Here is a 12,465-nt window from a genome sequence, read left to right on the forward strand (position 1 = left end):
GCAAGTGATGGCAGTGGTAGCGATAATAGGACTGGTTCTTTTATCAAAGAAAGCAAACGTGGCAAATACCGTGATGGGAATAGGATTTATCCTGAGTATAGCAACCTACATATGTGGCGGGTTTGGAACAACTGTGAAGATGTTGTGGAATGTAGCCAGATGGGGCTGGGTATTCTTTCCATTTTCAATCAGCGTATTAGCATTTGTAGTTACACTTTGATTTGGCGTAGCTGCAGTGATATGGGGCACGATCCTTATGGGGATCTCATTTGCCGACAGTTTTGAGCTGTCATTATCGATATTTACGTGTATCGTGCTTGCGCTGGCAACGATAAAGGGCGTCAAGATACTTGGTGGGAAAAAGACGGCCATGATGAGCTTTCTGATTTTGATTGCAGGAATAGTGGGATATATGTGCGACGGATTGAATGCAGCAGAGATTGCTGCTGGTGGCATTGATAGTTATAATCCTTGCGGTTGTGGTCATATTCAGAAATCAGCTTTCAACAATCGTGAAGACTGCCGGTAGCAAGGTTGTGAAGTGGATAAATGCGAATTAGCTTACAATTTGCAACCATGATATAAAGAGATAAAGAGAAGATCGACAACAGAGCTTGAGAAACATCTAACATTTGGACAGTATAATCATGCAAAATTGCATTGACTGTTTTCCCTCTTTCCTATAAGATGTGGCTGGTGATTGGAAATAGAAAAATTTATTCGTGTGAAAACGAATAAAACAAAGTCTGGTCACCCATAATATCACCACAAAAATGTAGATAAGATGTAGATAAGAACACATAATACAAAAAGGAAGAGGAATAATATGAAAAGCAGATTGACGAGAAAAGAAATGCTTCCACTTGTGGGAATGACTGTTTCGGCGTTCATATTCAACACATCGGAGTTTATGCCGATTGGCTTGCTGACCGACATCGCGAAGTCGTTCAGCATATCAGAGTCGAAGGCAGGAATGCTTATAACAGTATATTCATGGATAGTCATGCTGCTGTCCCTCCCACTAATACTTCTGGTGTCGAAGATCGATTTCAGAAAATTGTTCATGGGAACGATCGCATTGTTTGGAATATGTCAGATCATGTCGGTGCTTGCACCGAGCTATGGAGTGCTCATGGCGTCCCGAATCGGTGTTGCCTGCACCCATGCGATATTCTGGTCCATAGCATCGCCGGTGGCGATAAGACTGGTAAATGAGGAACACAGGTCATTTGCACTCAGCATGGTCGTAACAGGAACCTCCATAGCGACCATAGCCGGACTGCCGCTTGGAAGACTTGTGGGACAGTATATGGGATGGAGAGTTACGTTTCTCATTGTCGGAATCATAGCGTTTGCAGTGCTCGTATATATGGCGTTTGTTTTCCCGAAGATAGCGAGCGGAGAGCAGTTCCATGTAAAGGATCTTCCGGCACTCCTGAAGAATCCGGTGCTCATCTGTCTGTATGTCCAGACCATACTTTTTGTGCTTGGATATTACACAGTTTACAGTTATATAGAACCATTCATGCAGCAGGTCGCAAAGCTGCAGAACAATGTCATAACCATAGTGCTCCTGATATTTGGTGCCACGGGACTTCTTGGAAGTTATCTGTTTTCAAAGCTGTATGACAGACATAGATTTGCATTTATAGGTACAGTTATGGCTACGCTTCTTGCATGGTTGCTGCTTTTGCTTCCAGCATCAAAGAGCCTGGCAACTATGGTCATTCTCTGTGCATTCTGGGGAATCACGGCCATGGCGTTTAACGTAACTACTCAGTCGGAGGTCATCAGAAGTGTGGATGAGAAGGGGGCTGCCGTGGCGACAGCCATATATTCCGGACTTTTCAATCTTGGAATCGGAGGTGGAAGCTGGATCGGCGGAATAGTGTGTGACAAAGGTGCGATATCGTATATAGGATTTGTGGGTGCGGTATTTGCGGTTATATCAGTTCTATTCTTTGCATTTGTACTTCTAAGAAAATTGAGACAGAGTGTGAACTGACAGCGTATTTGCATATAATTAAATGTAATTGAAATATAATGGCGCGGCAGTGCTGACGTACAGGTTCGGTTTTGAACATGACATGTCAGGACTGCCGTTTTTTTAGTAAGTTTCAAATAATAGGTTGACAAATTATCAAAATGATAATATCATGTAAACAACTTGCAGATATTATCAAAATGATAATAATGGCAATAGTGATGACGCATGTAGATGTACTTATATGTTTTATAAGGAATCTGTGCCTTTGGGGATTTCCTCATGGAAGCAGATAGCAGAAAATTGAAAATCGAAAATTTACCAATCAAAAATTTTAAGTTGATAGTTGAATGGAGAAGGAGAAGAAGAATTATGGACAAAAACAAGAAAAAGACACTTATAGTAGTTGACATGCAGAATGATTTCATCGATGGAGCACTCGGGACAAAGGAGGCTGTTGCCATCGTGGAGAATGTGAAAAATAAGATAAAAGAGTATGCTGACCGCGGGGATGAGATCATCTTCACAAGGGATACGCATTATGAGAACTACATGGAAACCAACGAGGGAAAGCATCTTCCGGTTCCTCACTGTATAGAGGAGACCAAAGGCTGGGAGATCGCAGATGGTCTTGAGGTTCCGGACGCTATATACATCAACAAGACCAGCTTTGGATATACAGGCTGGGGAGACTTTGATCTTCAGGATGTTGAGATGGTCGGACTCTGCACAGACATTTGTGTTGTGTCCAATGCACTCATCATAAAGGCGCTGTACCCTGAGATAAGTGTGAAGGTTGATGCGAGGTGCTGTGCCGGAGTGACGCCGGAGAGTCATGAGGCTGCGCTTGCCACCATGTCGATGTGTCAAGTGGATATAATCAGATAACGACGGAAATGTACAGGAGGATGAAGCAGACTTATGAAGACATATGAGACGAGTGACGAAGAGAAGAAATTCTTCGCCGGATATGATCTGACGAAATATGACAGGCCATCTGTTGCCGCGGATGTGGTTGTATTTTCAGTTATGAAGGATGACGAGTGCAAGGATGTAAGAAGACTTCAGGAGAAGAAGCTCAAGATACTCCTGATAAGAAGAGGTGGATTTCCATATAAAGGATGCTGGGCTATGCCTGGTGGGTTCTGCAAAAAGGGAGAGGATGTCATAGATTCAGCCAGAAGAGAGCTTTGCGAAGAGACAGGTATAGACGATGCATATGTAAAGCTTGTCGGAGTGTATGGCGAGCCGGGCAGAGATCCGAGAGGCTGGGTCATATCATCAACTTATATGGCACTTATGAATGCCAGAGCCTGTCATCTGAAGGCAGGAGATGATGCACAGGATGCGAGATGGTTTACGGTTGAACTGACAGATGTTTCAACAGAGATGTCAGGTGCAGGTGGACATTCTGTGAACGAGATGTCAACAAAGGTGTCAGGCACAGGCGAAGAAATTGTTAAAAATGAAGATGAAGCTTCACGTAAAGTCCAAAATGAGAAAAGATACAGGCTGGTTCTCAAGGATGCAGATTCTGATATAAAACTTACGGCAGTGTTGCGCAGAACAGATATGAGCTCATGTGGACGAAGCTCGGACAGTTACGATATAGAGGAATGTGAAGGACTGGCATTTGACCATGCAAGGATCATAACAGAAGCGGTGCTCGGACTGCGGGAGGATGTCAGGAGAGACATGAAGCTGGCATTTGACCTGCTGCCGGAGAGATTTACACTTACTGAGCTTCAGAATGTATATGAACAGATATGGGACATGGAACTCACCACACCTAACTTCAGAAGAAAGATTGCGGAATATGTTGAGGAGACTGATGCATATCAGGCCGGTGAGAGATACAGACCTGCCAAATTATTCAGGCGCAGGACAGACGTAAGATAATGAGGTGTAGCGTAAGGGACTAACATAGAGAGAAAGGGGACAAATATATGACTTTGAAAGAATTTGTGAGAAATGAGATAGAGGGCTGGAAGAAGCTGGAGGTCGCCTGGCTGCTTATAGCATGTGCGGTCATCGTGGGACTGTCCATATACTGGGATGATACGGTTATGGGGATCATATCATCAACCACAGGCGTGATCTGTGTGGTATGCACGGGAAAGGGAAAGTTGTCAGCGTACATATTCGGTCTTGTGAATACTGTGCTTTATGCAATCATATCGTATAAGGCGGCGTTGTACGGAGAGACGATGCTCAATGCGCTATATTATGTGCCTATGCAGTTTGTTGGATTCTATGTATGGTCAAGACATATGAACAATGAGACGCATGAGGTCAGAAAGAAACACATGAAGGCAGTGGGCAGGATATTCATGGTGCTGGCGGTGGCACTCGGCACATTCCTATATGGACTACTGTTAAAGAGACTTGGGGATGCTATGCCATTTGTGGATGCATTTACAACAGTTTCATCGGTTGTGGCGATGGTTGTATCTGTAAGGATGTTCGCGGAGCAGTGGTGGATATGGATCGTAGTAGATGTGTTTACAATATATATGTGGGCACGAAACTTTATGAGTGGCAATGACAACATAGCGACGCTGCTCATGTGGATAGTGTACCTTGGAAACGCCGTTATTATGTGCGTCAGATGGGAGCGTGAAGTCAGGAGAAATCGCCTGGACGAAGCACACGTTTTCGAAGACAGTACGGCGGCAGAGTAAGGGAGGCTGACAAATGATGTATAGATATAAGGTAGGAATGTATGGGGGTTCGTTTGATCCACTTCATATAGGGCACATCCATGATATCATACGTGCTGCGGCGATGTGCGAGGAACTGTATGTGATGATAAGCTGGTGCGAGGGCAGAGAGTCTACCTCTAAGGAACTGAGATATCGCTGGATACTCAACAGCACAAGACATCTGCCAAATGTTAAGATAATCATGATAGAGGATAAGGCGGTCTCAAAGGAAGAATATAATACGGATTATTACTGGGAAAAGGGAGCTCAGGATATCAAGGACACGATAGCAAAGCCCATAGATGCAGTGTTCTGTGGTTCGGATTATCTTGGAACCGGCAGATTTGAGAGCCTGTATTGTCCGGAGAGTGAGATCGTGTACTTTGACAGGGCGGAGGTTCCGGTATCCTCGACAGAGATCCGCGAGTGGGCAACGGCACACTGGGAGTATATTCCAGAGGTGTGCAGGGATCACTACGTCAGAAAGGTTCTGGTGGTCGGCGGTGAATCCACAGGAAAATCCACACTGGTTGAGAATCTTGCACTGGCATATAACACGAATTTTGTACGGGAGATAGGGCGTGATACCTGTGAGTACGCGGGTGGCGAGGAGTTCATGGTTGAAGATGATCTGGTGGAGAACTTCATCAGACAGAAGGACGAGGTCCGCAGGGCAGCCAGGTATAGCAAAAGACTGTTGTTTGTGGATACCGATGCGCTGACTACAGGATTCTATTGTGATCTGCTCATGGATGATGACGAACAAAAACGCAGGCTCACGGATATGGCGGATGCGATAAATGCAACAAATGAGTGGGATCTGGTGTTGTTTCTTGATCCTGATGGAACTGATTTTGTTCAGGACGGAACTCGGAATGAGGATATAATGCGGGAGAGAAGACATTACAGTGATTTGCTCAAGGCGTGGTTTGACAGGCATGGAGTACACTGTGAGACGATATCGGGAGATTATCTTGACCGGTTCAACACCGCCAAGAAGCTTATAGAGGAACGACTTGCGATAACCACTGTATTTTAAATAAAAATGATGATGTATTTAAACATTCACAACATGGTTTTTAAAACAACGTGTTGTGAATGTTTTTGTCTGTTTTTTATCGTATTTATGACTATGAATAAAAAGCCAATGATGATACAATAGTAGATAATATAATAATTATATAGTAGGAAAAGGCTGAAAAAGTAAATGAAATGCAAAATTAAAACGTACAGGTGAAGACAGAACTGTACAAATATATTGGAGAGGTGGACAAACATGGCAAAGTATATCTTGAGCTGCTGCTCAACAGCAGATCTTTCAAAGGAGCATTTTGACAAAATAGATGTAAAATATATATGCTTTCACTACGAGCTTGATGGTGTGGAACATCCTGATGATCTGGGACAGACCATGCCATTTGAGGAATTTTACAGAAAGATGACAGAGGGGGCGGCTACGAAGACCTCGCAGGTGAATTCAGATGAATATTATGATTTCTGGAAACCTTATCTTGAACAGGGGTATGACATACTTCACCTGACATTGTCATCGGGAATAAGCGGGTCTATAAACTCTGCAAATATTGCCAGGGAGGATCTGGAGGAAGAATTCCCTGACAGGAAACTCTATGTGGTTGATTCTCTGGGAGCGTCCTCAGGCTATGGGCTCATCATGGACACGCTGGCAGGCATGAGGGATGAAGGCAAGTCCATAGACGAGCTGCATGACTGGATAGAACAGCATAAGCTGGACCTGAACCACTGGTTCTTCTCAACAGATCTCACATTTTATATCAGAGGTGGAAGAATATCCAAGACTGCTGGAACAGTCGGCACAATACTTGGAATATGTCCACTTCTCAACATGGATGACGAGGGCAGGCTGATACCGAGATCAAAGGTAAGAGGCAAAAAGAAGGTTATTCAGGAGATAGTAAAGCGCATGGAGGAGAATGCACAGGATGGGCTTGATTATTCAGGCAAGTGCTATATATCGCAGTCGGCATGTATGGAGGATGCCGAGGCTGTGGCAAGACTTGTCGAGGAGAGATTTCCAAAACTTGACGGCAAGGTGGAGATCAATTATATAGGAACTACCATAGGAAGTCATACAGGACCTGGCACAGTTGCCTTGTTTTTCTGGGGCAAAAGACGTCAAGGGTAGGATAATACATTGTGCATTCATTTTTCCACTGCTATAATGTAAGAAGAGTTTATATTTATTAATTTTTGATGCGCTTGGGTCGATTTTGATATTTAAGACCGGACGATACAGGCTATGTGTTGAAGGCTGGAGGAGAGAGAATGGATAATACAATTGATAAAAGCATACAAATGGACAGCCGGATGAAGGAATTCTTCGAGTGCATAGGTGGGGACGCGGATACACAGCAGCAGAGAATCCAGTGTATAAGGAATGGTCTTGCTGCTATTGCTGACAGGCTCAGGCTGGGAAAGGCGGAGATTACTGTTGATATTCCGAAAAACAGGTTTATGCCGCTTGGAGAAAGAAGCAGCGCAGTATTATACGAGGAAGAAGGGGCTGAATTGGGTATCCCCGTTGATATAGAGATGAAGATCAGAACCGGTGGCACTGTGTTTATCAAGGATTACCCATATGGTCCGGGCTATTCAGAAGAGGAGATACAGACACACAGGTTTATATTCAGGGAGATATTTATTCAGTACAACCGGACATTAGCTCAGTGCATGCTTGAAAAGATCATGCATACAGATATCAACACAGGTGTAGCCAATCAGGATTCCCTGATGTATTATGCGGTAAATCTGATAAAAAACGGACGGATTGATGATTATACAGGCATCTTTTTTAATATCCACAATTTCAAGTATGTGAATAAGGTTTTTGATTATTCACAGGGAGATGTGATACTTAGGAATTATGCGCAGATGGTGAAGTCATACCTTGACAGCGATGAGGAGATAGCAAGACTTGGAGGAGATAATTTCGTTGTAATCTGTCGTAATGAGAATGCGTCTGATTTTATAAATAAGATTAAAGATGTCCATATAAGCCATGAGTACAGATCTGACAAAAGAGAATTCCAGCTGGGTGTTACAGCGGGTATAGCAGGTCTGGAAGGCGTTGCTAAGCCGAGGGAAGTCATGGCCAGAACCAGCATTGCGTATCAGGCTGCCAGAAAAAACGGAGCGGGCTCCATAGTGGTATATACAAAAGAGATTCAGAAGCATCTTATGGATGACCAGGAGATCCTGGCTGCTTTTCCGCAGGCACTTGCTGCGGCTGAGTTTGTAGTATATTATCAGCCAAAGGTGAGGATTGCAGACAAAAGCATATATGGTGCGGAGGCACTTGTCCGCTGGGTGAGAGATGGGCAGGTGGTTACACCTGCGAGATTTATTCCACAGCTTGAGAGAGAGGGCAGTGTGTGCAGGCTTGACTACTATATGCTTGAGCAGGTATGCGGTTTTTTGAAAAGCAGACTGGATAAAGGTCAGAAGATCGTGCCTGTATCAGTCAATTTTTCCAGAAGGCATCTGGAAGAAAGTGATCTGGTAGAACGTATAACAGGTACCATAGACAGATTTGGGATAGACAGAAGTTATATTGAGATAGAGCTCACAGAAAGTGAGGATTATCAGAATTATGAGATCATGTCCAGCGTTATAAGAAGACTCAAGGAACGAGGCATAAGTACATCCATAGATGATTTTGGCACAGGATTTTCTTCACTCAACATGATCAAAAAGGTTGACCTTGATACCATCAAGATAGACAAATCCCTGATACCTTTTGATGATGTAAGCAATAATAAGCACCAGGATATAGTAATGTTTTCAAGCATAATAGACCTCATAGGCAGACTTGGGAAAAGGTCGGTTGCGGAGGGCGTTGAGACACATCAGCAGCTTGACTATCTGGGAAAGCTTGGCTGTGATATAGTACAGGGATATGTGTTTGATAAGCCCCTGCCAAAGGATGAATTTGAAAGAAGGCTGGAATGGGGATATAGTTTATGAAGGTGTTGATATGCCTTTGTATATCGAAAGAAGGATTTTAACGCTTTATCAAAATAAATTGTTGGCATATGTCTAAAATTGAATTATTATTCCGAATATAAAAAGCGGCAATGGAGCCATATGAACTCCATTGCCGCTTTTGGCGTATGTAGTAAAACGGTAAAATATATATACATGGGGACTTGTTTCTTCACCGGTAAAATGATAAAACTGTTGAGAGGATTGATAAAGAAACACAGCAAAAATTGCTGCTTGAGATGGGGTTTGCCAGGGAAGTGGCTGACCGTGTTATATTTATGGCTGATGGGATCATAGTTGAGGATGGAACTCCGGAGCAGCTGTTCGGGGATCCGCAGAATGACAGGACAAAGGCTTTTCTCAGTTCAATTCTCAACACATAATAGAGTGCCTGTATGTTGTATGCTGTGGCACGGATTAAAAAGAACGAGAGGTTTCACAGATGAAGAGTAGACAGGTAAGGAATTCACTGCTGCTGGTTTTGACAGCTTTTATATGGGGCGTAGCCTTTGTTGCACAGAGACAGGGAGGAGATACGGTTGGACCGTTCTCTTTCAACGGAATACGATCGCTGATCGGCGGTGCTGTTCTTATACCGGTCATATTTATAATTGACAGGATAAAACCGTCTGATAGGAAACCGCTCAATAGATCAGATAGAAAGAGACTTGTGATTGGAGGTATATGCTGTGGAACTGTTCTGTTCTTGGCAAGCTCTGCACAGCAGCTTGGTCTTTATATGGGAACACCGGCGGGGAAAGCGGGATTTCTCACAGCGTGTTACATATTGCTGGTTCCAATACTGAGTCTGTTTTTGAAGAAGAAATGTGGCTGGAATATATGGCTTGGAATAGTTATAGCTGTGGTGGGGCTTTATCTGCTTTGTATGAGCGGGTCACTGTCATTTCAGAGCAGCGATCTTATGATGCTTGTATGTGCATTGCTTTTTGCTGGACATATACTTGTGATAGACCACTTTTCACCTCTTGTGGATGGAGTCAGAATGTCCTGTATACAGTTCTGGGTATGTGGAATTCTCAGCATATTCCCGGCGTTTTTCTCTGAGATGCATCACAGTGTGGCCGGGATTGCGGCGTGGGTTCAGCCTCTCGGTACATTGAGTGCGTGGATTCCTATACTATATGCAGGAGTATTGTCGTGCGGAGTGGCATATACACTTCAGATAGTTGGACAGAACGGACTAAATCCTACAGTCGCATCAATGATCATGAGTCTTGAATCGGTATTTTCTGTCATTGCCGGATGGTTGATACTTGGTGAGAAGATGGGAGGCCGGCAACTGGCAGGATGTGGGCTGATATTTGCGGCAATACTTCTTGCCCAGATCCCGGCCGGACGAGAAAAGAAAGAGATGGTATGAACGTCTTGAGAGTCGATGATAAAAATACTTTGTTTTCACAAGAAAAAATATGCAGCAGGTGTACATATATCGCTGAAACACTTGAAAAAAATACGAGTTTTTATTTACTTGCAAAAATGGGTTGACATTAAAATACTTCAGTGCTAATTTATGTACCGAACAAAGAGCAAATGCAAAGAACAGAATACGGTCGTCAAAGATCGCATACTTCAGAGAGCCGCCGGTTGGTGTGAGACGGTGTATGTCCTTGATGATTATCCTCTGCGAGCAGTACACTGAATTCCTTGGTCATGAGATATCAGGGACAATAGGTGTCACCGGTTTTCTACCGTTACATAGAAGCTTATTTCAATAGACATTGAGTAGTGGTCAGGCGAGATGAGATCAGAGAGGTCATCCTTTTATGATGGCAAATAAAGTGGTAACGCGGAAGTATACAGGCTTTCGTCTTTATGAGATTGCATAGAGACGAAAGCCTTTTTTAATGTGTTTTTTATGTATAAACTCTTTGTACGAATAAATCATGTATCAGCCAGCTTGAGACCATTACGGATTCATGAGCAGGCATATACTTAAAAAAGGAGCCGCTGCAAGGCGGGAGAAAGGAGAAAGATATGAATAGTTTAGTTATCATTCTTATCGCAGTAGTAGTTTTAGGTGCTGGGTATCTTGGCTATGGAAGATGGCTTGCAAAGAAGTGGGGTGTAGATCCAAATGCAAAGACCCCGGCAGTTGCAAACGAGGATGGAAAGGATTATGTTCCTTCATCAAAGCTTACAGTATTCGCACATCAGTTTTCATCGATAGCAGGTGCCGGTCCTGTTCAGGGACCTATCATCGCAGCCATGTTCGGATGGGTTCCAGTTTTACTCTGGCTGCTTGTCGGAGGCGTATTCTTCGGTGCAGTTCAGGATTTTGGTGCACTTTACGCGTCAGTTAAAAATGGTGGTAAGTCGATAGGACTTGTCATCGAGAAGTACATAGGCAAGGCAGGAAGAAGATTCTTCTCTCTGTTCTGCTGGCTCTTTACACTTCTTGTTATAGCAGCATTTACATCGATGGTTTCATCGACATTTAACGGTTTCACAGCAGGTGCTGACGGAGCTGTGACAAAGAACTTCAACGGCGCTGCAGCGGCAACAGTTTCAATGTTGTTCATAGTAGTAGCCATGGTATTCGGTGTGGTTATGAAGACATGCAAGAATATGAAGGAGTGGCTCAAAGCTATAGTAGCCATCGTCCTCATCGTTGCAATGTTTGCGGTAGGTATGAAGCTTCCTTGGTACTTAAATGGTGCCCAGTGGAATTACGTAATCATGGCTTACCTCTTCCTCGCATCAGTACTTCCAATGTGGTTACTTATGCAGCCAAGAGATTACATGACAACATTCATGCTGGTAGGCATGCTGATCGGTGCATTTGTCGGTGTCCTGGTCGGACATCCGGACATGAACCTGAATGCTTTCAACGGTTTCACAGTTGTATCATCAACAGGTGTTAAGAGTTATCTGTTCCCAACACTGTTTGTAACTATCGCCTGTGGTGCGGTTTCCGGTTTCCACAGCCTTGTTTCATCAGGAACATCATCAAAGACAGTAAAAAATGAAAAAGATATGCTTTTCGTAGGTTACGGCGCAATGATCCTTGAGACACTCCTTGGAGTTATCTCACTTATAGTAGTTGGTGCTGTCGCAGTTGGCGGCAAGGCTCCGGAGGGTCTTACACCTTTCCAGATCTTCTCACAGGGTATCGCAGGATTCCTCGAGAAGTTCGGACTTCCAAACTCAGTTGCAAATGTATTCATGACAATGTGTGTATCAGCACTTGCCCTTACATCACTTGACTCAGTTGCACGTATCGGACGTATGTCATTCCAGGAGCTCTTCATGGGAGACACAACAGATACATCCAAGATGCCTGCATGGCAGAAGGTGCTCACAAACAAGTATTTTGCAACAGTTATAACACTGTTCTTTGGATATCTTCTCTGCAAGGGTGGATATTCAAATGTATGGCCACTCTTCGGATCAGCAAACCAGATGCTTGCAGCCCTGGTACTTATAGGAGTAGCAGTATTCCTCAAGGCTACAAACAGAAAGCATGCAATGCTCTACCCACCTATGCTGATAATGCTTGCTGTTACATTTACAGCCATAGTGCTCAATGTAATTGGCAATATACAGAAGTTCCAGGCTGGAACAGCTACATTCCTTGTAGAAGGACTTCAGCTTATAGTCGCTGTATTCCTCATCGTTCTTGGTATCATAGTGGCCATCACATGTATCAAGAAGCTCGTTCTTATGAAGAAGGAGAATGCTGAAAAGGCAGAGGCTTAATTGATGAGTGGGGGATTCCCCGTAAAGATTTTAAATATAATA

11 protein-coding genes, 1 pseudogene and 1 other annotated feature are annotated in these 12,465 nt (G+C 43.7%); all 12 genes and pseudogenes read left to right on the forward strand.

Translation table 11 applies throughout. The features are described 5' to 3' along the window. The first annotated feature begins 7 nt into the window (after positions 1-7). A complete protein-coding gene (locus NQ536_RS02500) occupies positions 8-220 on the forward strand; it encodes a hypothetical protein (protein WP_155803846.1) in 213 nt (70 codons plus the stop codon). A gap of 36 nt (positions 221-256) precedes the next feature. Next, positions 257-529 (forward strand): hypothetical protein, encoded by a 273-nt coding sequence (locus NQ536_RS02505; protein ID WP_004851477.1) that lies wholly within the window; start codon positions 257-259, stop codon positions 527-529. 297 nt (positions 530-826) lie between these two features. After that, a complete protein-coding gene (locus NQ536_RS02510) occupies positions 827-2,005 on the forward strand; it encodes a sugar transporter (protein ID WP_004851475.1) in 1,179 nt (392 codons plus the stop codon). Between the two features lie 351 nt (positions 2,006-2,356). Further along, positions 2,357-2,872 (forward strand): cysteine hydrolase family protein, encoded by a 516-nt coding sequence (locus NQ536_RS02515; protein ID WP_044998079.1) that lies wholly within the window; start codon positions 2,357-2,359, stop codon positions 2,870-2,872. 33 nt (positions 2,873-2,905) lie between these two features. Then, positions 2,906-3,883 (forward strand): NUDIX hydrolase, encoded by a 978-nt coding sequence (locus NQ536_RS02520; protein WP_004851470.1) that lies wholly within the window; start codon positions 2,906-2,908, stop codon positions 3,881-3,883. Positions 3,884-3,930: 47 nt separating this feature from the next. Continuing rightward, the gene (pnuC, locus tag NQ536_RS02525) at positions 3,931-4,665 is read left to right on the forward strand and encodes a nicotinamide riboside transporter PnuC (RefSeq protein ID WP_004851467.1); all 735 of its coding nucleotides are present in this window, start codon (positions 3,931-3,933) and stop codon (positions 4,663-4,665) included. Positions 4,666-4,678: 13 nt separating this feature from the next. Then, a complete protein-coding gene (locus tag NQ536_RS02530; protein ID WP_004851466.1) occupies positions 4,679-5,725 on the forward strand; it encodes an AAA family ATPase in 1,047 nt (348 codons plus the stop codon). Positions 5,726-5,962: 237 nt separating this feature from the next. Further along, positions 5,963-6,850 carry a DegV family protein gene (locus tag NQ536_RS02535; RefSeq protein WP_004851464.1) on the forward strand — a complete coding sequence of 296 codons (888 nt, stop codon included), beginning with the start codon at positions 5,963-5,965 and terminating at the stop codon, positions 6,848-6,850. Positions 6,851-6,990: 140 nt separating this feature from the next. Then, a complete protein-coding gene (locus NQ536_RS02540; protein ID WP_044998078.1) occupies positions 6,991-8,688 on the forward strand; it encodes a putative bifunctional diguanylate cyclase/phosphodiesterase in 1,698 nt (565 codons plus the stop codon). A gap of 254 nt (positions 8,689-8,942) precedes the next feature. Continuing rightward, positions 8,943-9,089 (forward strand): annotated as a pseudogene (locus tag NQ536_RS02545) (polar amino acid ABC transporter ATP-binding protein); the annotation flags it as partial. A 59-nt stretch (positions 9,090-9,148) separates the two neighbouring features. Further along, complete coding sequence (locus NQ536_RS02550; RefSeq protein WP_004851459.1) at positions 9,149-10,087, forward strand: DMT family transporter; 939 nt, start codon at positions 9,149-9,151, stop codon at positions 10,085-10,087. Positions 10,088-10,253: 166 nt separating this feature from the next. Beyond that, positions 10,254-10,542, forward strand: a binding site (T-box leader). Positions 10,543-10,701: 159 nt separating this feature from the next. Beyond that, positions 10,702-12,423: a carbon starvation CstA family protein gene (locus tag NQ536_RS02555; RefSeq protein WP_004851454.1), complete on the forward strand. Its 1,722-nt coding sequence runs from the start codon at positions 10,702-10,704 to the stop codon at positions 12,421-12,423. Positions 12,424-12,465: the final 42 nt, after the last annotated feature.

Origin of the sequence: Coprococcus eutactus (genome assembly GCF_025149915.1) — a bacterium.
GTDB lineage: Bacteria > Bacillota > Clostridia > Lachnospirales > Lachnospiraceae > Coprococcus > Coprococcus eutactus.

Excerpts from the sequence above, each read along its gene's own strand:
- NQ536_RS02500 (WP_155803846.1), top strand. The coding sequence starts at position 8 with ATGGCAGTGGTAGCGATAATAGGACTGGTTCTTTTATCAAAGAAAGCA.
- NQ536_RS02505 (WP_004851477.1), top strand. The coding sequence starts at position 257 with ATGGGGATCTCATTTGCCGACAGTTTTGAGCTGTCATTATCGATATTT.
- NQ536_RS02510 (WP_004851475.1), top strand. The coding sequence starts at position 827 with ATGAAAAGCAGATTGACGAGAAAAGAAATGCTTCCACTTGTGGGAATG.
- NQ536_RS02515 (WP_044998079.1), top strand. The coding sequence starts at position 2,357 with ATGGACAAAAACAAGAAAAAGACACTTATAGTAGTTGACATGCAGAAT.
- NQ536_RS02520 (WP_004851470.1), top strand. The coding sequence starts at position 2,906 with ATGAAGACATATGAGACGAGTGACGAAGAGAAGAAATTCTTCGCCGGA.
- pnuC (WP_004851467.1), top strand. The coding sequence starts at position 3,931 with ATGACTTTGAAAGAATTTGTGAGAAATGAGATAGAGGGCTGGAAGAAG.
- NQ536_RS02530 (WP_004851466.1), top strand. The coding sequence starts at position 4,679 with ATGATGTATAGATATAAGGTAGGAATGTATGGGGGTTCGTTTGATCCA.
- NQ536_RS02535 (WP_004851464.1), top strand. The coding sequence starts at position 5,963 with ATGGCAAAGTATATCTTGAGCTGCTGCTCAACAGCAGATCTTTCAAAG.
- NQ536_RS02540 (WP_044998078.1), top strand. The coding sequence starts at position 6,991 with ATGGATAATACAATTGATAAAAGCATACAAATGGACAGCCGGATGAAG.
- NQ536_RS02550 (WP_004851459.1), top strand. The coding sequence starts at position 9,149 with ATGAAGAGTAGACAGGTAAGGAATTCACTGCTGCTGGTTTTGACAGCT.
- NQ536_RS02555 (WP_004851454.1), top strand. The coding sequence starts at position 10,702 with ATGAATAGTTTAGTTATCATTCTTATCGCAGTAGTAGTTTTAGGTGCT.